Raw genomic sequence first — 22,941 nt, 5'->3', positions numbered from 1 at the left:
GGTGCACCGGCTGCGCGGTCAATGCAGCCGGTTCTGGGCGGCCTCGAGGCCGAGCTGCAGGACCAGTTCGGCGGCGTCGGCGGCCTCCTCGCAGACGAGGTCGAGTTCCTTGCGTTCGACGGTCGAGAACGGCTTGAGCACGTAGTCGGCGGGGTCCTGACGTCCCGGGGGCCGGCCGATGCCGACGCGGGTGCGCAGGTAGTCCTTGGTGCCGAGGGAGTTCGAGATCGAGCGCAGCCCGTTGTGGCCGCCCTCGCCGCCGCCGAGCTTGAGGCGGATGGTGCCGAAGTCGAGGTCGAGTTCGTCGTGCACGACGACGATGTTGCCGGGCTCGACGGAGAAGAACCGGGCCAGCCCGGACACCGCGCCGCCCGACAGGTTCATGTACGACCGGGGCTTGGCGAGGACCACCTGCCGACCCGCGATCCGGGTCTGGACGATCTCGGCGCCACTGCGCTTGTGGGCGCTGAACTTTCCACTCACCCGTGCGGCGAGCAGATCGGCCACCATGAAACCGATGTTGTGGCGGGTCTTCTCGTACTGCGGCCCGGGGTTGCCCAGGCCGACCACCAATGCGGTGCCGTTCTCGTCGCTCACCGAGGTGTCCTTTCACGATCCGTGTCGTACGACAGCGGTGTCCTACGACAAACGGCGCGCCGAACCCGAATCGGGTTCGGCGCGCCGCACGACGTTCAGCGTGGAGCTGCTCAGGCCTCTTCGGCTGCAGCGTCGGCGGCCTCGGGCTCGGCGGCCTGAGCGGCGACGATGTTGACGAGCAGCAGCTCCGGATCGTCAGCCAGGGCTGCGCCCTTCGGCAGCGTGACGCCGCCGGCCAGGAACTGGGTGCCGACCTCGGCGCCCTCGATGGAGATCTCGACGTTCTCGGGGATGTGCAGAGCCTCGACCTCGAGCTTGATGGTGGTGGTCTCTTCGGTCACGAGCGCGCCGGGGGCGGCAGCACCGGTGAGCACGACGGGAACCTCGACCGAGACCTTCTCGCCCTTCTTGACGATCAGCAGGTCGGAGTGCTCGATGTAGCGGCGAATCGGGTGGACGACGACCGACTTGGTCAGCGCCAGCTGCTCCTTGCCGTCGACCTCGAGGGTCATGACGACGTTGGTGCCGTGCCCGCGCAGGATGGCGGCGAACTCGCGAGCCGGGAGGTTCAGGTGCTGCGGGTCGGTGCCGTGGCCGTACAGAACGGCGGGAACCTGGCCATCGCGACGTGCGCGACGGGCGGCACCCTTGCCGAACTCGGTACGGGCGGTGGCTACAAGACGAGTATCGTCAGACATTTCGAACGGCTCCTACAACTCACGTGAGATTTCGCTGGCGGTCGGTCGTCGTCGCGGGAGAGGCGGACGGACACGGACGGCCGGGGGAGCAGTGCAGACTGCTCGAGCGGAGCCGTAGCCGCGTCGATCACGGTGATTCAGCGTGAAAAAGTTCGTCGCGAATCGCCCTCGCCGAGACAACTTGAAACACTCTACCGGACGACCTGCGGAAGCGGGAATCGGCCCGGTCGACGGCGATGCGTCGACCGGGCCGATTCGGTGAGGAGCGGAACGTCAGCCCTTCGCGGCGCTGATGCCGGCGCGACGGCCGAAGAAGCTGCCGTCACCCAGCGAGGCGCCACTGGCGTAGCCGCCGGCCGAGACGCCGGACGTGCAGCGACCCGCGGCGAACAGACCCGGGATCGGCTCGCCGGAGACGTGCAGGACCTCGGAGTCGACGCTGGTGCGGAGGCCGCCGAGAGTGAAGCCGCCGGTCATCCCGCGCAGGTCGATGGCCGCGACGGGCGATCCGATCGGCTTGACCCACTCGGTTTTCTTGCCGAACAACGGGTCCTCGCCGTTCGCGGCGTGCCGGTTGTAGACGTCGACGGTGGCCTGCAGCGCTCCGGCCGGCAGCCCCATCTCGGTCTCGAGCTCCTCGACGGTCTCGGCGACCCACTTGGGCTGGTGGCGCAGCTGCGGGCTGGACGTCGGGCGGGTCATGCCCTCCTCGTACGCCTCCTCGTCGATGACGAGGAACGACTGGTTCTGGTTCTCGATCAGCGTGGCCTGGCCGACGCGGCCCGGGTAGGTGTCCTCGTTGATGTAGCGCTGCCCGCGGCCGTTGACCAGGATGCCGCGGATGAACAGCTGCGGATCGCAGAAGAACGCGACCTCGGTGGCGTCCATGTGGGCGAGGTCGGCGCCGAGCGCCTGCGCCATGCGGATCGCGCGCCCGTCGTGCTCCTCGATGGAGGCCGCGGGCCGCCCGATCAGGCGCGGGGCGTACGCCTCGAGCATGTCGTCGTTGTACGCGAAGCTGCCGGTCGCGAGCACGACACCCTTGCGGGCTCGGACCGAGACGTCCTTGCCGTACTGCTTGGCCTGCAGGCCGACGACGCGACCGTCGGCGTCGACGATCAGGGCCTGCACGCGCATGTCGTACTCGGCCTTGACGCCCAGTTCGGCGGCCTTGTCGGTGAGCGGCTTCATGAGCATGTAGCCGCCGCCCTTATCGGAGCTGACGTGCTTGTCCTGCATCTGCGGGACGTGACCGCGCGGTGCGGGCGGGATGGTCGCGTTGAAGGGGGCGGAGTTCTCGCCGCCGGTGTACTGCAGGCCGTCGTCGCCCGGCGGCTCCCAGCCCGGCTCGCCCCAGAAGCTCATCTTGAACGGGACGCCACACTCGTCGGTCAGCCAGTGGTAGTGGTCGACGCTGCCCTCGCAGTACGCGTCGATCTTGGCCTCGTCGGTCCCCGGACCGAGCGCCGCCTTCATGAACGCCTTCATGTTGTCGACGGTGTCCTCGAAACCGCACGCCTTCTGCAGGGGCGTTCCGCCGCCCATGTAGATGAATCCACCGGCCATCGCCGCGGCGCCGCCCCAGCCGCCGGTGCGCTCGAGCACCAGCACCTCGGCGCCCTCGGTGGCCGCGGCGACCGCAGCGGAGGCGCCGGCGACACCGAATCCGGCGACGACGACGTCGGCCTCGTAGGCCCATTCGGTGACTTGATCGGCCCGGATCGGTCGGATCGGTGTGGCGTCAGCCATGTGGTCGTCCTCTCGCGAATAAATGTGTGACACAGATCATTTACATGCGCGAAAGGTCCGACGGCACACACATCCCGCCCAGCGGGAACATATGTGCCGTCGAGGGCCGGGCGCGACGCATCACCCTGGGCGGGGGAGTGCGCCGCGCCCGATCGGTCAGCCGTTCGGCTGCTCTCCTCCTTCGGTACCGCCCTCGCCCTCACCTGTGCCGCCGCCCTCGCCGCCGCCCTCGCCGCCGCCGGTGCCGTCCGGCTCCGTCCCCTCTTCAGGGGTGCCGTCCCCGCCCGAGACGGGTCCGGGATCTGTCTTCTCCCCGCCCTCGGGATTTCCGGAGTTCGGGTCGGCCGGCGGCTGCTGCGGGTCGCCGACCGGCGCGGGCGATGCCGGCGGGGCCGGTGTTCCCGGCCCGGCGTTCTGGCCGCCTCCGTTGCCTCCGTTGCCGGTTCCACCGGCCGGTTGAACTGCGCCACCGCCACCGGTGGTCCCACCCGCCCCACTGGATCCTGCCTCACCCGGCCCCGCAGACGTTGTCGTGGTCGTGGGCGGTGCCGAGGTCGTCGTGCTGGGTGCGGTGGACGTGGTTTCGGGCACCGGCGTCCCGGTGTCGTCGTTGCACGCGGCGAGCAGGAGACCCGTCGCGAGGATGCCCGCCGACAGAACGGCGGCCTTGGTGCGTTGCATAACTCAATTCCTCCCCAGTGATTGGTTGATGCCAGTGATGTGACTACCGGCGCACCGAGGGAGATATGTGAGCATTGCGAAACAGTTGTCCGAAATGTTACTCGAGGGTCAGATGTGACATGAGTGGCCGCTGCGTCAGCGCAGTGTCGAGACCGTCCTGAGGAATCGATCGATGTCGCTGTCGGAGACGAAGTAGTGCGGCGACGCGCGAACGACGGCGTCGAGACCGCGTGCGCTCATGTCCAGCAGGGTCGACGAGCGTCCGCTCACCGTGACGGTGATCCGGTGTTTCGCGAGGTGGTCGCGGATCTGTGCGGGATCGACGCCGTCGACGGTGAACGTCACGATGCCGCTCCGGTCGACACCCAGATCCCGGACCTCGACGCCGGGCAGCGCGCTCAGCCCCTCGCGGAGGGAATCTGCGCGATCGGCGATCGCTCTTGCGGCGTAGTCGATTCCGATGCCGAGGAGGTAGTCGACCGCGGCGCCGAGACCGAGTCGCGCGGCGACGTCGCACTCCCACAGTTCGAATCGTGTCGCGTCCGGTGCGGGCAGGTATTCGTCCGCCGATATCCACTCCGCACCATGGAGATCGAGAGCGGACGGCATCAGTGACGTGGCGAGGTCGGTCCGCAGGAACAGGAATCCGGTGCCGCGGGGACCCCGCAGCCACTTCCTCCCGGTCGCCGACAGTGCGTCCACGCCGAGGGCGTCGACGTCGATCGGGACCTGCCCGATCGACTGACACGCGTCGAGCAGCACCAGCGCGCCGTGCCGGTGCGCGAGGTCGACCACCTCACGTACCGGATTGATCAGCCCACCGTTGGTGGGCACGTGGACGAGCGAGACCAATCGGACCCGGTCGTCGAGCATCCGTTCGAGGGCGTCGAGGTCGATCCGACCGGTGGGATCGCTGGGCACCGTCTCCACCGTCGCCCCGGCCGCGTCGGCGTGGTGCAGTGCCGTGATCGCGTTGCTGGCGTACTCGACGCGGGAGACCAGGATCCGGTCGCCGGCGCCCAGCGGGACGGCCCCGAAGAACTCGCACCATGCCCGGGTGGCGCTGTCGACCAGGGCGACGGCAGCCGGTGTCGCGCCGATCAATCGGGCGATCGAGTGACGGACCGCGGCGAGGTCGTCGGCGCGCTCGGCGGCCGCGACGTAGCCGCCCACCTCCGCCTCGCGGCGCAGGTGCCCGATGACGGTCGACAGGACCGGCTGCGGTGGCAGCGACGATCCGGCGCTGTCGAGGAACACTCGCTCGAGGCATCCCGGAGTGTCCTGCCTGAGCCGTTCGAGATCGAGCACGGCAATTCCTCCTCAGTGGTAGCCACAACGGGGAGCGGGCTCTACCCTCGAGAAGGACGCTCGACCGCCCCCGAGGGGAGGATGGCATGGTTGTCGCTGTCGAGTCCACCTGTCTGACGTCGCGCCCCGCAGCGGAGTCGTACGTCGGCGGGGTCTGTTTCAAACTCGGTCCGCCGAGGCTGATCGGCGCGGAGCTCGAATGGCTCACCGCGCACGACAGTGCTGCTCCCACGCGCCCCGATCTGACTGCCATCGCCGCAGCTCTCGGCCCCCACGCACCCCGATCTCTCGTTCCCGATTCCCCCGCCCGACCACTGCCCGCCGGCAGTCTCGTCACCGTCGAACCCGGCGGGCAGATCGAACTCTCCAGCGCTCCCCGTGACAGCGTCCTCGCGCTCTGCGACGCTCTCGCCTCCGACGAACGGGTTCTGCGCACCCTCCTCGCACGCCGCTCCATCGCCGCCCATGCGGACGCCGCCGACACGCGCCGGGTGGCACATCGGCTCCTCCAACTGCCCCGGTATCGGGCGATGGAGGAACGCTTCGAGGGCATCGGCCCGTTCGGCAAGCTCATGATGTGCAACACCGCCGCCGTGCAGGTCAGCGTGGACGCCGGCGCCGATGTCGACGAGGTGGCGCGTCGGTGGAACCTCCTGCACGCCGTGGGGCCCGCCCTGATCGCCGCGTTCGCGTGCTCGCCGCGGCTGTGCGGCATTCCCGCGGGGGACTGGGCGTCCCAGCGGATGCGTACGTGGCTCGAGTTGGATCCGCCGCGCACCACCGGAACGGCCGACGTGACGGTGGATCCGGTCGGTGACTACGCACGCTGGGTCCTCGACGTCCCGCTGCTGTGTGTGATCCGGGACGGGCCTTCCTGGCCGGCACCGCCCGGCGCGACGTTCGCGGATTGGATCGACGGCGGGCTCGACGACGAACTGGGACGCCGGCCCACCCACGCGGACCTCGACTATCACCTGACCACCGTCTTCCCGCCGGTACGCGCGGTCGGCCACCTGGAGGTGCGGTACTTCGACGCCCAGCCGGGCGATCAGTGGCGGGTCCCGATCGCGGCGATCGAGGCGTTGTCGAGCGCACCGGACGCGACCCGCGTGGCCGTGGCTGTCGGCGCCACGACGCGAGGACGGTGGTCCGACGCGGCGCGGGACGGGCTCGCGGACGGCGAACTGCGCGCTGCCGCGGTCGATCTCCTCGAGCTCGCGGCCGAGCACGCGCCCGACCGGGGATTCGCATCGGCCCTCGGTGACGCGGCCGCGCGATGTCGCCGTGGGCGATGCCCGACGGGAGAACGGTTGTGACGGGGGTCCGCGAGCAGTTGGAGACGGCGCTGCTGCGGGCGCGGGAACGCAGCAACTCCCTGACCGAGTGCGTCGACGACGCCGACCTGGTGGCTCAGCACTCGCCGCTGATGAGTCCCCTGGTGTGGGATCTCGCGCACATCGGCAATCAGGAGGAGCTGTGGCTGATCCGCGACGTGGGCGGGGGTGAACCGGTCCGCCGGGACATCGACGAGCTGTACGACGCATTCAAGCACGCGCGTTCCACCCGCCCCACGCTGCCGCTGCTCGGGCCCGCCGAGGCGCGGCGCTACGTCGGTCAGGTTCGTCGCAAGGTGTGGGACGTTCTGGACGCGAGCAGTTTTCGTGGGCGACGGCTCGAACATGACGGCTTCGCCTTCGCGATGATCGCGCAACACGAGCAGCAGCACGGCGAGACGATGCTCGCCACCCACCAGTTGCGGAAGGGCCCCACAGTGCTGACGGCGTCACCGGTCCCGCGCGGCGGGCCGGTGGTCGCGCGCGAGACGGTGATCCCGGCCGGCGAGTTCACCATGGGGACCTCGGACGACCCGTGGGCGCTGGACAACGAGCGTCCCGCGCACCGGGTGTACGTCGGGGAGTTCGCGATCGACACCGTTCCGGTGACGAACGGCGACTATGCGCGCTTCATCGACGACGGCGGATACCGGCGGCGTGACCTGTGGAGCGAACGCGGGTGGCGGCATCGACGCGAGTCCGGGCTCGAGGCGCCGCTGTTCTGGACCGGTGACGGGAGCGGCAACTGGTGGCGGCACCGCTTCGGAGTCCTCGAGCCCGTTCCCCCCGACGAACCGGTGGTGCACGTCTGCTGGTTCGAGGCGCAGGCGTACGCACGGTGGGCCGGCAAGCGACTGCCGACCGAGGCGGAATGGGAGAAGGCGGCGCGTTGGCACCCGGTGAGCGGGCGTTCGCGGAGATTCCCGTGGGGCGACGACGAACCCGACCTGGCCCGAGCGAATCTCGGGCAGCGTCATCTGGGCCCGGCGCCGGTCGGTGCCTACCCTGCGGGCGCGTCCCCACTCGGCGTGCAGCAGTTGATGGGCGACGTGTGGGAGTGGACGTCGTCGTCGTTCACCGGTTATCCGGGGTTCGCTGCGTTCCCGTATCGCGAGTATTCGGAGGTGTTCTTCGACGGCGACTACCGGGTCCTGCGCGGCGGCTCGTTCGGCACCGATCCGATCGCGTGCCGGGGCACCTTCCGGAACTGGGATCATCCGATCCGGCGTCAGATCTTCGCCGGTTTCCGTTGTGCCCGGGACGTGTGATGTGCCGACACCTGGGCTACATCGGTCCGACGCGGTCCGTCCGCGAGGTGGTATCGGCGGGGGAGTTCTCTCTGCTGCGGCAGTCGTGGGATCCGCGGGACATGCGCGGCGGTGGCACCATCAACGCGGACGGATTCGGCGCGGCCTGGTGGGGGCCGACGTTGTCGCGGTACCGCAGCGCGATGCCGATCTGGTCGGATCCGGCGCTACCCGAGATGCTTTCGCGGGTCCGCTCGCACGCGGTCCTGGCCGCAATCCGCTCGGCGACCGTCGGCATGCCCGTCGAGCGCACCGCTTGTGCCCCGTTCGTGTCCGGGCACTGGGCGTTCAGCCTCAACGGCCGGATCGCGAACTGGCCCGAGTCGATGACCGGTCCCGCGTCCGGGTTGCCCACCGTGGATCTGCTGGGGCTCGAGGCGCCGACTGATTCGGCGCTGTTGTGGCTGCTGGTGCGGCATGCCCTGCGCGACAACAGCCCCGAGGTGGCGCTGATGCAGGTGACGGCGGCGGTGGACGAGGTGGCGCCCGGGTCGCGGCTGAACATGCTCCTCGGTGACGGGCGGCAGCTGTGGGCGACCACGTGGGACCACTCCCTGTCGGCGCTCGTCGACGATGACCGTGCGGTCGTCAGCTCCGAGCCGTACGACCGCAACCACAACTGGAAGGAGATACCGGACGGGCACATCGTCACCGCGCGTCCCGGCCACCTGATCACGACCCCGTTGTGAGCGTCATCCGAGAAGGTTCTGGAGATCGGAGAGGTATGAGAGCACCGACCCTGGAAGTCCACATCACACCGGACCAACTGGCGGCCGCGCTACGTGCGGACGCGGCCCGAGGGCTGACGGCGACCCCCAAGTGGTTGCCGCCCAAGTGGTTCTACGACGCGCGCGGCAGCGAGTTGTTCGAGCGGATAACGCGGCTTCCGGAGTACTACCCGACGCGGACCGAGCGGGCCCTGCTCGAGGAACACGCCCGCGAGATCGCCGCTCTCGCGGCGCCGCAGGTCCTGGTGGAACTGGGGTCGGGCTCGTCCGAGAAGACACGACTGTTGCTGGATGCGCTGGGCGCGCGGGGCTCGCTGGAGAAGTACGTCCCGCAGGACGTGTCCGAGAGCGCACTGCGCGATGCGACCCACCGGATCGCGTCGGAGTTCCCGGAGATCGACGTCCACGGGGTCGTGGGGGACTTCACCGACTCGCTGCACCACCTGCCCGGCGGGGGGCACCGGATGATCGCGTTCCTCGGCGGAACGCTCGGGAATCTCGTGCCGGACGAGCGCCGCGTCTTCCTGGCCGGTATCGCCGACGTCCTCGATGCGGGCGAGCATCTGTTGCTCGGCGTCGCGTTGGTGACGGATCCCGCGGTGCTGGTGCCGGCGTACGACGATGCCGCGGGCGTCACCGCCCAGTTCGACCTCAACGTGCTCTCGGTGTTGAACAAACAATTGGGGGCCGACTTCGACCTGGACCGGTTCCGGCACGTCGCGCTGTGGGATCCGGTCGAGGAATGGATCGAGATGCGGCTCGAGGCCGACACCGCGATGACGGTCCGGGTATCCGATCTCGGCCTGACGGTGCAGTTCGCTGCGGGCGAGCAGATCCGCACCGAGATCTCGGCGAAGTTCCGCAAGAACGGCATCCGCGCGGAACTCACCGCGGCCGGCTTCGACGACGTCCAGACCTGGACCGACCAGAACGAGCGGTTCGCGTTGGTGTGTGCCCGCCGGGGCTGACTACTCGGCGTCGAACGGATCCGGCAGCGTCAGCTGCATGTAGGTCATGTCCAGCCAACGGTCGAACTTTCGGCCCACCTCGGGCATCTGGGCGACGATCCGGAACCCGAAGCGCTCGTGCAGCGCGATCGACGTGCCGTTCGACGACTCGATGCTCGCCACGATCACGTGGAGGCGCGCGGCGCGCGCCCGCTCGATCAGCTGCGCCATGAGTGCCGTCGCGATACCCCGACGGTGGTGGTCGACGTGTACGTACACCGAGTTCTCGACTGTGTGGCGGTACCCGCTCTTGGGCCGCCACGCCCCGTACGACGCGTAGCCCGCGACCGCGCCGTCGACGTCCGCGACGAGGATCGGGTACCCGAGTCGGCGGCGGTCGTCGAACCACCGCCGCCGCTCGTCCAGATCGGCCGGCGTGTCGTCCCAGTTCGCCGTCGTGTTGGCGATCGCCTCGTTGTGGATCTCGAGGATCCCGGGCAGATCGTCCTCGACCGCGTCGCGAATCACCATGCCGACGTTCCCCGTCCTTCGTTACTCGCCCGCGCTGCGGCGTGCCTTCTCGAGCGCCGCGAGCGTACGGAGGATGGTCGCCTTCTGGCTGTTGAGGTCGTTGAGGCGGGCGCGTGCGGCCAGACCCTGGGCGGCCTCGGCCAGACCGATCTGCGTGTCCACCTTGGTGAGCTGGTCCAGCAGGCCCGTCACCCGCCCCTCGAGCGCCGCGACGTCGAGCTTCTTCGCCGGTGCGACGGCGGCAGTCGGCTCGGGGGCAGGCGTGGACGACGCGGTGCGGGGACGCGCGGGGGCCTTGCGGGCCGGAGCCGACTCTTCCTCGAACGCGGTCACGATACGAGCGGCCTTGGGGCGCATCGACTTGCGGATGAGCGCCGGGTCCGGCGGCTCGGGCAGACGGATCTGGTTCAGGGCCGCACGGGCGTCGCGGGCGTTGACTCGCCACTCGCGCTCTTCGTCGTCGTCGGACTGCAACGTGCCGCCGATCGGACGCAGGCCGTACATGCCCATGAACTTGCGGGCCTCGTCGATGACGGTCTCGTGCTCACGGCACGTGCCGCAGCGCGGTTCGTTGCGGAACACTTCGATCGATTCGGCGCTTCCACACCACACACAAGACCCGGGAGTCCATCGGCGAACCGGTTGCGGATTCGGAACAGAGGCGGCGGCGGGGTTTTCCAGGGTCTGCGCGTCGATCACGACGAGCCACAATAAGGCACCGCTCCGACCCCGGCTACACCGAGGTCCACTTTTCTCGTCGGGCGTGATCAAACTCATGGCCGCGCTGCACAATCGAGGGCAAAGTCTTGTGGCACATCGACTCTCCGCATCGATCCAGGTCGACTCACGTCACCCCGAATGCGCCGCCGAACCAGTCGACGAGGGGGTGCATCGCCCGCCAGGCGTCCCGGACCTGCTCGGCCGCGTCGGCCGTGCCGAGCCAGTCCGGACACCCGTAGTTGCGTCCGGCCGTGAGCGAGCGGTGGCGCAGCAGATCCAGCCGGGGATGATCGGCCGCGACCCCACGGGGCCGGGTGGCGAGACGGTCCCCGCCGATGTCGTAGCCGGCGGACCCGAGCTTGCGCACGATGCGCTTCAGGGATGGGCCGCGGCGCTCGTCGTCGACGGCCTCGCGATAGCGTGCGAGTTGCTCGGGGGTATGAGCGTAGTGGCCACCGGCCACGAACAGGCCCGACGCGTCGATCTGGACGTAGAACCCGACACCCGGGCAGACCTCGACGAAGCCGCCCTGATGAGTCTTGTACGGCGACTTGTCCTTCGAGAATCGGACGTCCCGATGCGGTCGGAAGACCTTGCCGGAGCCGAACTCGGGCTCGAGCTCGGCGAGCAACTCGACCATCGGCGCACGGACGTCGGTGTCGTAGACGGACTTGTGCGCCGTCCACCAGCTCTTGCTGTTGTCGGCCTCGAGGTCTTCGTAGAAGTCCAGTGCGGCTGTCGGGAATCCGGAGAACACACTACGAAAGGCTACGCCCGTGCCCGGCTCGCGAGGCGCGAACCGGGCACGGGCAGCAGAGCGCGTCTAGGCGATGCCGTTGAAGAGGGACGTCACCGAGCCGTTCTCGAAGACCTCCTGGATGGTGCGGGCCAGCAGCGGCGCGATGGACAGCACCGTGAGCGTCGGGAACCGCTTCTCCTCGGGGATCGGCAGCGTGTTGGTCGCGATGACCTCCTTGGCGCCGCAGTTCGCGAGACGCTCGGCGGCCGGATCCGAGAACACGCCGTGCGTGGTCGCGATGATCACGTCACCGGCACCGGCGTTCTTGAGGACCTCGACGGCGCCGGCGATGGTGCCGCCGGTGTCGATCATGTCGTCGATCAGCACACAGGTGCGGCCGCTGACCTCACCGACGACGCGGTTGGACTTGACCTGGTTGGGCACCAGCGGGTCACGGGTCTTGTGCACGAACGCCAGCGGTGCGCCGTCGAGGGCGTCGGCCCACTTCTCGGCGACCTTCACACGACCGGCATCGGGGGAGACGACGCAGATGTTGTCGGTGCCGTAGTTCTCGCGCACGTACTGGGCGAGCTGGCCCTGCGCGTGCATGTGATCGACCGGACCGTCGAAGAAGCCCTGGATCTGGTCGGTGTGCAGATCGACGGTGATGATCCGGTCGGCGCCCGCGGTCTTGAGCAGGTCCGCGATCAGGCGGGCAGAGATGGGCTCGCGTCCGCGGTGCTTCTTGTCCTGGCGGGCGTACGGGTAGAACGGCAGCACCGCCGTGATCCGCTTGGCGGATCCGCGCTTGAGCGCGTCGATCATGATCAACTGCTCCATGATCCACTGGTTCAGAGGTGCCGGGTGGCTCTGCAGCACGAACGCGTCGCTGCCTCGCACCGACTCTTCGAACCGGACGAAGATCTCGCCGTTGGCGAAGTCACGAGCCGTCTGCGGCGTGACCTTGATGTCCAATTCCTTGGCCACCTGCTCCGCCAGTTCGGGGTGTGCGCGGCCCGAGAAGAGCATCAAGTTCTTCTGCACGTCGCTGGATATCGCGCTCACTGGTCTTCGCCATCCTTTGGTTCTAGCCGATCGGTTTGTTGCTGGGCTGCTAGCGCCGCTGCCTCGGCAGCGGGAGTGCCGGGTCGATTGCGCTCGACCCAGCCCTCGATGTTGCGTTGCTTGCCACCCGAGACGGCGAGCGCCCCCGGTGGCACGTCGTTGCGCAGGACCGTGCCTGCGCCCGTGTAGGCGCCGTCCCCGACGCGGACGGGCGCGACGAACATGGTGTCGGATCCGGTGCGCACATGCGAACCGACGACGGTGCGGCTCTTGCTCACGCCGTCGTAGTTGACGAAAACGCTGGATGCTCCGATGTTGCTGTGCTCGCCGACCGTCGCGTCACCGACGTAGGTCAGGTGCGGCACCTTCGAGTGTGCACCTATGTCGGCGTTCTTGGTCTCGACGAAAGCCCCGAGCTTGCCCGACGCGCCCAGGACGGTGCCCGGCCGCAGGTAGGTGTACGGGCCGACGGTCGCGGCGGGGCCGATCTCGGCGCCCTCGCCGTGCGTGCGGATCACCGACGCACCCTCCCCGACGGTGACGTCGGTGAGCGTGGTGTCGGGACCGACGACGGCGTCCTCGCCGATGCTGGTGGCGCCGCGGAGTTGGACACCGGGGCGCAGCGTGACGTCGCGATCCATGGTGACGTCCACGTCGATCCACGTGCTCGACGGATCCTCCACGGTCACCCCCGCCCGCATGTGCCGCTCGAGGATGCGGCGGTTCAGCTCGCCGGCGAGCTGGGCCAGCTGGACCCGGTCGTTGGCCCCGGCCACGAGGAGGTTGTCGGTGATGTGCTGGGCCCGAACGGTTTTCCCGGCCTGTCGCGCGATCGCGATGACATCGGTGAGGTACAGCTCGCCCTGCGCGTTGTCCGCGCTCAGCGACGACAGCGCGGCGCGGAGGGTCGTGGCGTCGAAGGCGTAGACACCCGAGTTGACCTCGGTGATGGCGCGCTGCGACTCGGTGGCGTCGGCCTGCTCGACGATCGCGGCGACCTCGCCGTCGGTGGTGCGCAGGATTCGCCCGTATCCGGTGGGGTCCGGTGCCGTCGAGGTCAGGACCGTCACCGCGGCAGCGGGCGCGGCCGTGTGGGTGCCGACGAGTGCGCGGAGCGTCTCGGCGTCCAGCAGGGGGACGTCGGCGGCGGTCACCAGCACGGTGCCGTCGAAGTCGTCGGGCAGTGCGGTCAATCCGCATCCGACGGCGTGCCCGGTGCCGTTCTGTTCGTGCTGCACGGCCGTCGCGACGGCGCGCCCCAGGTCCTTGGCGACCTCGTCGACCGCGGCACCGACCGCGTCGCGATCGTGTCCGATCACGGTGACCAGTTCGGTGGGCTCGACGGCCGCCGCGGCGTGCAGGGAATGCGCGAGCATCGAGCGCCCGGCCAGAGTGTGCAGCACCTTGGGGGTCTTCGACCGCATTCGCGTCCCGGCACCGGCGGCAAGGACGATGACGGCGGTCTTCGGTGGCATGAAGCTCCCTCGAGTTTCGGTCTACGCTTGGCCGCTTGCGCGGGCGGACTCGTCGCGCACGTTCCGACAAAGAATATCGCGACGACTTCTCGTGATGGCAACGCGCCCGACACTAGCCGTGGGTGGCGCGGTCGTCCGGGGAACCGGTGGTCCCGGGATCGGTCGACCGTACGGCCACACGCGTCTCGTCCGGAAACGGAAGTTAACGGGACGGTAGCAACATCGAACTTACCGGTCGGTAGTCGTGTTGGGAATCACATTCCATCCAGTGGATGTGCAGAGAGTGGAGAGTGCCCGCGAGGGCTCCGCCGCCAGGACTCGAACCTGAACTATCTGAACCAAAATCAGAGGTGCTGCCATTACACTACGGCGGATTACCGCGATCACGAGCTGTCGCTCGCAATGCGGGAACGATCCTCGCATGTCGACGCGCCGCGCGTCGAACCGTAGGCGAATTTGCTTCCCGGGGGAGCTATAAGCTGGCCTCTACCAGCGCCGTCGGTGTTCTGTGCGGCGTGTCGGAAAGGACGGTAACCCCAGAGTGTCGCGACCATCACGAGAATCCCAGAGTGCCGAGCGCGCGCCGCGGACACGGATGACGGGTACCCAGCGCCGGGAGCAGTTGATCGAGATCGGACGCACACTCTTCGCCGAACGCGGGTACGAGGCGGCCTCCATAGAGGAGATCGCCGCGCGCGCCCAGGTATCCAAACCCGTGGTCTACGAACACTTCGGCGGCAAGGAGGGGCTCTACGCCGTCGTCGTCGACCGCGAGATGTCCAAGCTGCTCGAAATGATCACCTCGTCGCTGACCCAGAACCGCTCACGGATCCGGGTCGAGCGGGTCGCCCTCGCGTTGCTCACCTACGTCGAGGAACGGACCGACGGATTCCGCATCCTGGTCCGGGACTCACCGGTCGCCGCGGCGGAGGGCACGTACTCGAGTCTGCTCAACGAGGCGGTTCGGCAGGTCGGCTACATACTGGCCGGTGACTTCGCCCGCCGCGGATTCGATCCCGAACTCGCACCGCTGTACGCACAGGCGCTCGTCGGCATGGTCGCCACGACGGCGACGTGGTGGCTCGACGAGCGCACCCCGTCGAAGGAGGTCGTCGCGGCGCACCTCGTGAACCTGTGCTGGAACGGGCTGACGAACCTGGAGGCCGACCCGCAGCTCGGGCAGTGACCGCGCCCGTGCGCACGTGATCGGGCGCCCGGCCCCGATGTCGGCGCACGCGCATAGAATCGTACGGTCTGCATTTCACGACATCAGGAGCGCCGTCGTTGTCTTCCGTGTCCCCATCAGCTCCGTCCTCCGCCCATGCGGCCTCGTCCGGACCGGCCACTCCGCTCGCCGGGCTCGCCGGGACGGCCCTCGCGGACAGCGCCATCGGCAGGGTGCGCGAGCACATCGGCCGGTCGGCCGTCGACATCGTCGCCCCCAACCCGGTGCGGCCGTTCGTCGCCGCGGCCCTGGCCGAGCAGACGCAGCTGTTGCTGGTGACCGCCACCGGTCGTGAGGCCGACGACCTCACCGTCGAGCTGCGCGAGATCATCGGTGACGCGGTGGCCCAGTTCCCGTCGTGGGAGACCCTGCCGCACGAGCGGCTGTCGCCCGGCGCCGACACCGTCGGGCGCCGGCTCCAGGTGCTTCGCCGCCTCGCGCGGCCCCAGGACCCCGACTACGGCCCGCCGCTGCAGGTGATCGTCACCACGGTCCGGTCGCTGGTGCAGCCCATGGCGCCGGGGCTGGGGGAGATCGAGCCCGTCATCCTGCGGGTCGGGGCCGAGCACGAGTTCGAGGGCCTGATCTCGAGGCTCGTCGAGCTCGCGTACACGCGCGTCGACATGGTCGGCAAGCGTGGCGAGTTCGCGGTCCGCGGCGGCATTCTCGACATCTTCCCGCCCACCGCGGACCACCCCGTGCGTGTCGAGTTCTGGGGCGACGAGGTCACCGAGTTGCGCGCGTTCTCGGTGGCCGATCAGCGCTCGCTGCCCGAGCTCGAGGTCACCACCGTCATCGCCCCGCCGTGCCGCGAGCTGCTGCTCACCGGGCAGGTGCGGGATCGGGCCGCGCAACTGGCGGCCGACAACCCCGCCGACGCGGCGCTGGTCGAGATGCTCGACAAGCTCTCCGCCGGCATCCCGGTCGAGGGCATGGAGGCGCTGCTACCGCTGCTCCAGCCCGGCGAACTGCAGCTGCTCTCGGACGTGCTGCCCCGCGACACCCATGTGCTGCTGTGCGATCCGGAGAAGATCCGCACGCGTGCAACCGATCTGGTGCGCACCGGGCAGGAGTTCCTGGAGGCGTCGTGGACAGCGGCCTCGATCGGCGGTGCGGCACCGATCGACACGTCCGTGATCGGCGGCGGCATCGATCTGGGTGCCTCCGCGTACCGCTCGCTGCGCCAGGTGCGGGAGAGTGCCGAGGCGCAGGGCCGGCCGTGGTGGACCATCAGCCCGCTGACGTCCGGCAGCGAGGACGAGACGGTGCTGCCGGTGCAGCCGGCGCCCGAGGTGCGCGGATCCGACGAGCTGCTCTCGATGCTGTTCGTGAATCTGCGCGGGCACGTCACCACCGGCGGCCGCGCGGTGGTCGTGGTCGCGGGTTCCGGTACCGCACAGCGTGTCCTGGAGCGGCTGCGTGACGCCGACGTTCCGGCGGGCGAACTGGCGCCGGGCGCCGAGCCGGCCCGCGGACTGGTCGGTGTCCTGTGCGGATCGCTGCACGAGGGTCTGGTGCTGCCCGGCGACGACACCGCCGGTGTCCCCGGGCTGGTGATCGTGACCGAGGCCGACCTCACCGGCAATCGCGTCGCGGCGGCGGGCGACGGGAAGAAGATGCCCGCCAAGCGCCGGAACCAGGTAGATCCGCTCGCGCTGCACGCCGGCGACATGGTGGTGCACGACCAGCACGGGATCGGGCGCTTCGTGGAAATGGTCGAGCGCACCATCGGCGGTGCCCGCCGCGAATACCTCGTCATCGAGTACGCGGCCAGCAAGCGCGGACATCCCGGGGACCGGCTGTTCGTGCCGATGGAGGCGCTCGATCAGCTCTCGCGCTACGTCGGCGGCGAGATGCCCGCCCTGAGCAAGCTCGGCGGCTCCGACTGGGCCAACACGAAGCGCAAGGCACGCAAGGCCGTTCGTGAGATCGCGGGCGAACTGGTGCAGCTGTACGCGGCTCGCCAGGCGGCGCCGGGTCACGCCTTCGGCCCGGACACCCCGTGGCAGAAGGAGATGGAGGACGCCTTCGCGTTCACGGAGACCCACGACCAGTTGACGGTGATCGACGAGGTCAAGGCCGACATGGAGAAGCCGGTCCCGATGGACCGCGTCGTGATCGGCGACGTCGGCTACGGCAAGACCGAGGTCGCGGTCCGCGCCGCGTTCAAGGCGGTCCAGGACGGTAAGCAGGTCGCGGTGCTCGTGCCGACGACGCTGCTGGCCCAGCAGCACCTGCAGACGTTCACCGAGCGGATGGCGTCGTTCCCGGTGAAGGTGCGCGGGCTGTCCCGGTTCACCGACGCCGGCGACTCCAAGGAGATCATCGCGCAGTTGGCGGAGGGGGAGATCGACATCGTCGTCGGAACCCACCGGCTGCTGCAGACCGGCGTCCGATGGAAGGACCTGGGTCTGGTCATCGTCGACGAGGAGCAGCGTTTCGGCGTCGAGCACAAGGAACACATCAAGGCTCTGCGCACGCACGTCGACGTGTTGACGATGTCGGCGACGCCGATCCCGCGAACCCTCGAGATGAGCATGGCCGGGATCCGCGAGATGTCGACCATCCTCACCCCGCCCGAGGAACGGCACCCGGTGCTCACGTACGTCGGTGCGTACGCCGACAAGCAGGTCGCGGCCGCGATCCGACGCGAACTGCTGCGTGACGGCCAGGTGTTCTACGTCCACAACCGAGTCAGCTCGATCGACAAGGCAGCCAAGCGGATTCGTGATCTGGTTCCGGAAGCGCGCGTGGTGGTGGCGCACGGACAGATGAACGAGGAGACGCTCGAAAAGACCGTGCAGGGCTTCTGGCAGCGCGAGTTCGACGTGCTGGTGTGCACCACCATCATCGAGACCGGCCTCGACATCTCCAACGCCAACACCCTCATCGTCGAGCGGGCCGACTCGCTGGGCCTGTCGCAGCTGCACCAGTTGCGCGGGCGCGTCGGCCGCAGCAGGGAACGTGGCTACGCGTACTTCCTGTATCCGCCGGAGAAGCCGCTCACCGAGACGGCATACGACCGGCTCGCCACCATCTCGCAGAACTCCGACCTCGGCGCCGGCATGGCCGTCGCGATGAAGGACCTCGAGATTCGTGGCGCCGGAAACGTCCTGGGCGCCGAGCAGTCCGGCCATGTCGCGGGTGTCGGCTTCGATCTGTACGTGCGCCTGGTGGGCGAGGCCGTGGAGGCGTACCGCGCAGTCGCCGACGGACGCCCGGTCGTCACCGAGCAGGAGACCAAGGAAGTGCGAATCGACCTGCCCGTCGACGCGCACATTCCACCCGACTACGTCACCAGCGACCGGCTCCGCCTCGAGGGATACCGCAAGCTCGCCGCGGCCACCGACGCCGAGGCGATCGCCGCCGTGGTCGAGGAACTGGTCGACCGGTACGGCCCACTGCCCGAGGAGGTGGGCCGCCTGGTCTCGGTCGCGAAGCTGCGCCTGCTGTGCCGCGAGTACGAGATCGAGGAAGTGGCCGTCACCGGCACCCAGCTCAAGATCTCGCCGATGAGCCTTCCCGACTCGAAGCAGTTGCGCCTCAAGAGGATCTACCCCAGCGCGCAGTACCGCGCCACCACCGGACTGGTCCAGATGCCGTTGCCGCGTGCGGGCTCCGGTGGCATCGGATCGGATCGGGTGCGCGACGTCGAGCTGCTGCAGTACATCGCGGACTTCCTGCTCGCGATGGACGGCAAGGCGGCCGGCTCGGTGGACGTGTCGACGCAATCGGTCGTGCAGGCGGGGGTGTGAACGCGATGAGCGCCGAGGGTGGTCGCGGTGAGGCGTGGCGTCCGGGGGACGCGCTGATCGAGGCCGTCGAGGTGATGGATCGGCTGTGGGGATTCGGCGGCTGGGAGGTGACGCAGACGCACGACTCGCTGCGGCCGTACCTGCTCGAGGAGGCCTACGAGCTTCTCGACGCCGTGCAGGTCGGCGATCCCGTCGGCGTGCGCGAGGAACTGGGGGATCTGCTGCTGCAGGTGCTCTTCCACTCCCGGATCGCGGAGGCGGCCGGTCAGTTCACCGTCGACGACGTCGCCGCGACCCTGGTCGCCAAGCTGGCGCACCGCAGCCCGCACCTGACCGACGGTGTCACCGGACCCGTCGACATCGCGGAGCAGGAGCGCGCGTGGGAACTGCGCAAGGCCGCGGAGAAGGCCCGGCAGTCGTGCATCGACGGGATCGCGCTGATGCAGCCGGCGCTCGCGTTGGCCGAGAAGGTGATCGCCCGTGCCCGCAAGGCCGAGCTGCCCGACGAGTTGGTACCCGACGAGTTGCGGGTGGTCCGGCTCGGCGGCCCGGGCAGCGCCGAGGACGAACTGCGTAAGGCGACACTGCGATTCGTCGAACGGATCCGTGCCGCCGAGTCCGCCGCGCACGCCGACGGTGTCGCGTGGGGCGGACTCGACTCCGACACGTGGCGGACCTACTGGGTGTAGAACCAGCGGTGTGCACGACGGGGCTCGGCACACCGCTCGTGTTCGGCACGGTGACCCGGTAGGCGTCAGTTCTTGCGGCAGTTCAGTATCGCCGCATGAGGCTTCTCCCAGTAGCCGCGCAGGAGAGACGCCGCAGCATCCGCCTCCGGGGAACGCACCTGCGCATGACCGACCCACTGAGCCAGGTGGAACCCCGACGTGTGCATCGCGTCGTCGATGCTCTGCCTGGTCCAGACATAGGCGGTGACGGTGTCCTCCTTCTCGGGGGCGGCCGGGTCGAAGAGATCGAGCCGCACCTGCCCACCGTCCACATCGGGCCCGATCGGAGTGAGCCGGAAGCCGAACTGCTCGTAGTACGACGGATCGCGTTCGTAGTCCGGATGGATCGGAAGAGTGACCAGACGGCCACCGGGTCGAAGCGGTCGCGCCATCTGCGCACACATCTCGTGGAGCTCTTCTCGCGTCGCGGCATAGGGCAGTACATAGACCGCCAGCACCAGGTCGAACTGGCCTTCGAGGTCGGGTGTCAGTTCGGAAGTGAACGTGATTCCGCGAGGACTGTTCCGTTCCCACGTGCGCGCATAGTCGAGCATTCCGTCCGAGACGTCGTACCCGACGACCCGGCGCGCGCCCCGTTCCTTGAGCCACCGCGAGTACATCCCGTTGCCGCAGCCGAAGTCCAGGACGTCGCGTCCCGTCAGATCTCCGAGTGTCGCGAGCACGTTCGGAATCTCCAGATACCTTCTGAACGGCCAGGCGGCCATGTCCTCGTAGAGATCGGCAAGCTCGTCGAATTGGCTCTGCATACGCACCTCTCCTGTTCCGCGGGTGTGATGTCTCGAGCCCTTCGGATGCGAAGGGAGACCACACGCTCGTCACGCTAGGCCGAACAGGAGCTACCCGCAGGTACGTTCTGCGCGTCGATGCATGCGCTACCGCTGCGGCTCGAACAGCGTCGACCCCCAGTACCCGCCGTCGCCGACGCCCGGCGGAACCGCGAACACCGCGGAGCCCACGTGCTTGATGTACTCGTTGAGGGCGTCGTTGCGGGCGAGGCTCTGTTGCATCGGCACGAACTGCTTCTGCGGATCGCGGCAGTAGGCGATGAAGAACAATCCGGCGTCGAGATGGCCGAAACCGTCTGTGCCGTCCGTGAAGTTGTAGCCGCGGCGCAGGATCTGGATGCCACCCAGTTCCTCCGCCGACGCCAGCCGCACGTGCGCGTCGGTGTCGATGACCGGCTTGCCGCCGGCGCCCTTCGCGTCGAGCTGGAGGTCGTCGAACTCGTCCTTCCGGCCCAGCGGTGCGCCGCTGCCCTTGCTCCGGCCGAACACCCGCTCCTGCTCGTGCAGGGTGGTGCGGTCCCACGGTTCGATCAACATGCGGATGCGCCGGGCCACCAGGTACGAGCCGCCGGCCATCCACGCCTGATCGTCGGCAGGATCGACCCACACGAACTCGGACACCGCCGAAGGGTCCTCGGCCTTGATGTTGCGCGTTCCGTCCTTGAACCCGAACAGGTTTCGCGGCGTCGTCTGACTCGTGGACGTCGACGACGTGCGACCGAATCCCAGCTGTGACCAGCGCACCGCGACCACGCCGAATCCGACGCGGGCGAGGTTGCGCACCGCGTGGACCGCGACCTGCGGGTCGTCGGCGCACGCCTGGATTGCGATGTCGCCGCCGCTGCGGGCCGGCTCGAGGGCGTCGCCGGTGAACTTCGGCAGGTCCACCAGCGCGGCCGGTCTGCGGCCGGCGATACCGAACCGGTCCGTGCCGTTCGCCTCGAACAGGGACGGCCCGAAGCCGATCGTGAGCGTGAGCTTGGACGCGTGCAGGTCGAGCGCCTCGCCGGTGTCGCTGGGCGGGTTGTATTCGCCGGCGCCGATCGCACCGTCCTCGGTGGCCTCCTCGCCGGCGGTCATCCGCTCGGCCATCTCGGTCCACTTCTTCAACATCGCCACCAGTTCGTCACGCGAATCGGTGATGACGTCGAACGCGACGAAGTGCATGCGATCCTGCGCGGGAGTGACGATCCCGGCCTGGTTCGCGCCTCGGAAAGCCACTGTCTGCGTGGTCGACTCGGCGGCCTCGGGCGCGGTCAGCCGTCCCACCGCCGCCCCGGCCCCGGCCAGGACGGCACCCGCCCCGACGGCGCCGAACAGGCGCCGCCGGGACAGGCCCGGACGTGACTCGGGTCGGGCGTCGTCGCTCCCGCCGCCGCCCTGCCGGTTACTGCCCTGCCGGTTACTGCCCTGCGACGACACCCTGCACCTGGCTCACTTCTGCGGACAACGCATCGATCTTCTGCGACAGGGCCTGGCGCTGTGGCTCGGTCACCGTGTCGTACGAGACGAAGCCGTCGCCCTGGCGGTACTGCGCGAGCGCCTGGTCGAGTTCGGCGAAGCGCTGGTCGATGCGTCCGGCCAGCTCGGGATTGCGCTCGTCGAGGATCGGACGCAGCGACGCGATCGCCGCCTGCGAGCCGTCCGCGTTGGCCTGGAAGTCGTACAGGTCGGTGTGCGAGAAGATGTCCTCCTCACCGGTGATCTTGGTACGTGCGATCTCGTCGAGCAGGGTCTGCGCGCCGCCCGCCACCTGGATCGGGTCGACGACGAAGTCCGGGGCGGCCACGCCGTCGGCCAGTTCCTGGATGTCTGCGAGCAACTGGTCGGCGATCGCATCGGTGTCGGGCTGCAGCCCCTGGACCCACAGGTCCTTCTCGAGACGGTGGAAGCCGGTCCAGTTCCAACCCGGTTCGACGTCCACCTCACGCAGGTCGATCCGCGGATCGAGGTCGTCGGGGAAGCTCTCGGCGATGGGTTCGATGCGCTCGTAGTAGGTGCGAGTGAGCGGGTACTGAGCCTTCGCCCCGGCGACGTCGCCGGCTTTGATCGCGGCGACGAACGCGCCGGCCGTCTCCTGCAACGCGGTGAGCTGGCTGTCGACGTAGCGCTTGTATCCGGCGGCGGCCTCGGCGAGGCGTCCGTCCTGGTCGGTCGCGGCCACCGAGTCGCCGGTGACGGTGAACTCGCTGCGGATGCCGTCGCCGACCATGCCCGGCTTGCACGCCGTGTGGTAGGTCCCGGGCTCGGCGAGGTTGACGATCAGTTGGCGGGTCAGGCCGGGGCCGACGTTCTCGACCTCGCCCATCACCCGGTCGCCGTCGCCGAAGACATAGAACTCGGTGACCTTGGCGCCGTTGTTGGTGATCGAGAACGTGGTGTTCCCGGTCTCGGCGGTGCTGCTCGAGATCTCGCACGCGGTGTCGGTGGCGGTCACCGTGACGGCCTCGTCACCGGCAGCCGATTTGGACGTGCACGCGGCGAGTGCGAGGGGAGCGATCGCAAGCAGGGCGAGCGCAGAGGTTGAACGACGCACGGGCGTAACCTT

Annotated in this window: 20 protein-coding genes and 1 tRNA gene; 7 read left to right on the top strand and 14 right to left on the bottom strand. The window is 69.0% G+C overall.

Features of this window, described 5'->3' with window-relative positions:
• Positions 1-18: 18 nt before the first annotated feature.
• From pth to AC1RIF_RS01430, 5 genes are all read right to left on the bottom strand, one after another.
• Positions 19-597 (bottom strand): aminoacyl-tRNA hydrolase, encoded by a 579-nt coding sequence (gene pth, locus AC1RIF_RS01450; RefSeq protein ID WP_492599592.1) that lies wholly within the window; start codon positions 595-597, stop codon positions 19-21.
• 110 nt (positions 598-707) lie between these two features.
• On the bottom strand, positions 708-1,295 hold the full coding sequence (locus AC1RIF_RS01445) for a 50S ribosomal protein L25/general stress protein Ctc (RefSeq protein ID WP_492599591.1): 588 nt from the start codon (positions 1,293-1,295) through the stop codon (positions 708-710).
• A gap of 273 nt (positions 1,296-1,568) precedes the next feature.
• Positions 1,569-3,044, bottom strand: a complete 1,476-nt coding sequence (locus AC1RIF_RS01440; RefSeq protein ID WP_492599590.1) for an FAD-dependent oxidoreductase — start codon at positions 3,042-3,044, stop codon at positions 1,569-1,571.
• 156 nt (positions 3,045-3,200) lie between these two features.
• Entirely contained in the window at positions 3,201-3,725 is a 525-nt protein-coding gene (locus AC1RIF_RS01435; RefSeq protein ID WP_492599589.1) for a hypothetical protein, read from the bottom strand.
• Between the two features lie 135 nt (positions 3,726-3,860).
• Entirely contained in the window at positions 3,861-5,033 is a 1,173-nt protein-coding gene (locus AC1RIF_RS01430; protein WP_492599588.1) for an aminotransferase class V-fold PLP-dependent enzyme, read from the bottom strand.
• A gap of 86 nt (positions 5,034-5,119) precedes the next feature.
• Between AC1RIF_RS01430 and egtA the strand changes: the two genes are divergently transcribed.
• From egtA to egtD, 4 genes are read left to right on the top strand one after another with little or no spacing between them, the layout of a single operon-like run.
• Entirely contained in the window at positions 5,120-6,349 is a 1,230-nt protein-coding gene (gene egtA / locus AC1RIF_RS01425; protein ID WP_492599587.1) for an ergothioneine biosynthesis glutamate--cysteine ligase EgtA, read from the top strand.
• Entirely contained in the window at positions 6,325-7,635 is a 1,311-nt protein-coding gene (egtB, locus tag AC1RIF_RS01420) for an ergothioneine biosynthesis protein EgtB (RefSeq protein WP_492599586.1), read from the top strand. Before egtA ends, egtB begins: the two co-directional genes overlap by 25 nt.
• A complete protein-coding gene (gene egtC, locus AC1RIF_RS01415) occupies positions 7,635-8,363 on the top strand; it encodes an ergothioneine biosynthesis protein EgtC (RefSeq protein ID WP_492599585.1) in 729 nt (242 codons plus the stop codon). Before egtB ends, egtC begins: the two co-directional genes overlap by 1 nt.
• A gap of 35 nt (positions 8,364-8,398) precedes the next feature.
• Complete coding sequence (gene egtD, locus AC1RIF_RS01410; RefSeq protein WP_492599584.1) at positions 8,399-9,370, top strand: L-histidine N(alpha)-methyltransferase; 972 nt, start codon at positions 8,399-8,401, stop codon at positions 9,368-9,370.
• Here egtD and AC1RIF_RS01405 read toward each other — a convergent pair whose 3' ends face one another.
• The 6 genes from AC1RIF_RS01405 to AC1RIF_RS01380 form a co-directional block, all read right to left on the bottom strand.
• Positions 9,371-9,880, bottom strand: coding sequence for a GNAT family N-acetyltransferase (locus AC1RIF_RS01405; RefSeq protein ID WP_492599583.1), 510 nt, complete (start codon positions 9,878-9,880; stop codon positions 9,371-9,373). It lies immediately after the preceding gene.
• Between the two features lie 21 nt (positions 9,881-9,901).
• Positions 9,902-10,579 carry a hypothetical protein gene (locus AC1RIF_RS01400; RefSeq protein ID WP_492599582.1) on the bottom strand — a complete coding sequence of 226 codons (678 nt, stop codon included), beginning with the start codon at positions 10,577-10,579 and terminating at the stop codon, positions 9,902-9,904.
• 145 nt (positions 10,580-10,724) lie between these two features.
• Positions 10,725-11,357 carry a DUF2461 domain-containing protein gene (locus AC1RIF_RS01395; RefSeq protein WP_492599581.1) on the bottom strand — a complete coding sequence of 211 codons (633 nt, stop codon included), beginning with the start codon at positions 11,355-11,357 and terminating at the stop codon, positions 10,725-10,727.
• Positions 11,358-11,423: 66 nt separating this feature from the next.
• On the bottom strand, positions 11,424-12,404 hold the full coding sequence (locus AC1RIF_RS01390; protein WP_492599580.1) for a ribose-phosphate diphosphokinase: 981 nt from the start codon (positions 12,402-12,404) through the stop codon (positions 11,424-11,426).
• Positions 12,401-13,879, bottom strand: a complete 1,479-nt coding sequence (gene glmU, locus AC1RIF_RS01385) for a bifunctional UDP-N-acetylglucosamine diphosphorylase/glucosamine-1-phosphate N-acetyltransferase GlmU (protein WP_492599579.1) — start codon at positions 13,877-13,879, stop codon at positions 12,401-12,403. The genes AC1RIF_RS01390 and glmU overlap by 4 nt, the downstream gene beginning before the upstream one ends.
• Before the next feature lie 303 nt (positions 13,880-14,182).
• A tRNA-Gln gene (locus tag AC1RIF_RS01380) sits at positions 14,183-14,253 on the bottom strand.
• Between the two features lie 221 nt (positions 14,254-14,474).
• Here AC1RIF_RS01380 and AC1RIF_RS01375 point away from each other — a divergent pair.
• The 3 genes from AC1RIF_RS01375 (at position 14,475) to AC1RIF_RS01365 (ending at position 19,548) form a co-directional block, all read left to right on the top strand.
• Entirely contained in the window at positions 14,475-15,065 is a 591-nt protein-coding gene (locus tag AC1RIF_RS01375; RefSeq protein ID WP_492599578.1) for a TetR/AcrR family transcriptional regulator, read from the top strand.
• Between the two features lie 107 nt (positions 15,066-15,172).
• On the top strand, positions 15,173-18,859 hold the full coding sequence (gene mfd, locus AC1RIF_RS01370) for a transcription-repair coupling factor (RefSeq protein WP_492600111.1): 3,687 nt from the start codon (positions 15,173-15,175) through the stop codon (positions 18,857-18,859).
• Between the two features lie 5 nt (positions 18,860-18,864).
• A complete protein-coding gene (locus AC1RIF_RS01365; RefSeq protein ID WP_492599577.1) occupies positions 18,865-19,548 on the top strand; it encodes a nucleoside triphosphate pyrophosphohydrolase in 684 nt (227 codons plus the stop codon).
• Between the two features lie 65 nt (positions 19,549-19,613).
• Here AC1RIF_RS01365 and AC1RIF_RS01360 read toward each other — a convergent pair whose 3' ends face one another.
• The 3 genes from AC1RIF_RS01360 to efeO form a co-directional block, all read right to left on the bottom strand.
• Positions 19,614-20,354, bottom strand: coding sequence for a class I SAM-dependent methyltransferase (locus AC1RIF_RS01360; protein WP_492599576.1), 741 nt, complete (start codon positions 20,352-20,354; stop codon positions 19,614-19,616).
• Between the two features lie 126 nt (positions 20,355-20,480).
• Positions 20,481-21,728: an iron uptake transporter deferrochelatase/peroxidase subunit gene (gene efeB / locus AC1RIF_RS01355; protein ID WP_492600110.1), complete on the bottom strand. Its 1,248-nt coding sequence runs from the start codon at positions 21,726-21,728 to the stop codon at positions 20,481-20,483.
• Positions 21,729-21,795: 67 nt separating this feature from the next.
• The gene (efeO, locus tag AC1RIF_RS01350; protein WP_492599575.1) at positions 21,796-22,929 is read right to left on the bottom strand and encodes an iron uptake system protein EfeO; all 1,134 of its coding nucleotides are present in this window, start codon (positions 22,927-22,929) and stop codon (positions 21,796-21,798) included.
• Between the last annotated feature and the right edge of the window lie 12 nt (positions 22,930-22,941).

The sequence above is a fragment of the Prescottella sp. GW823-FHT02E09 genome, assembly GCF_058797375.1.
Note: the sequence above shows the minus strand (reverse complement) of the source record. Positions and strands in the feature narration are given on the sequence as shown.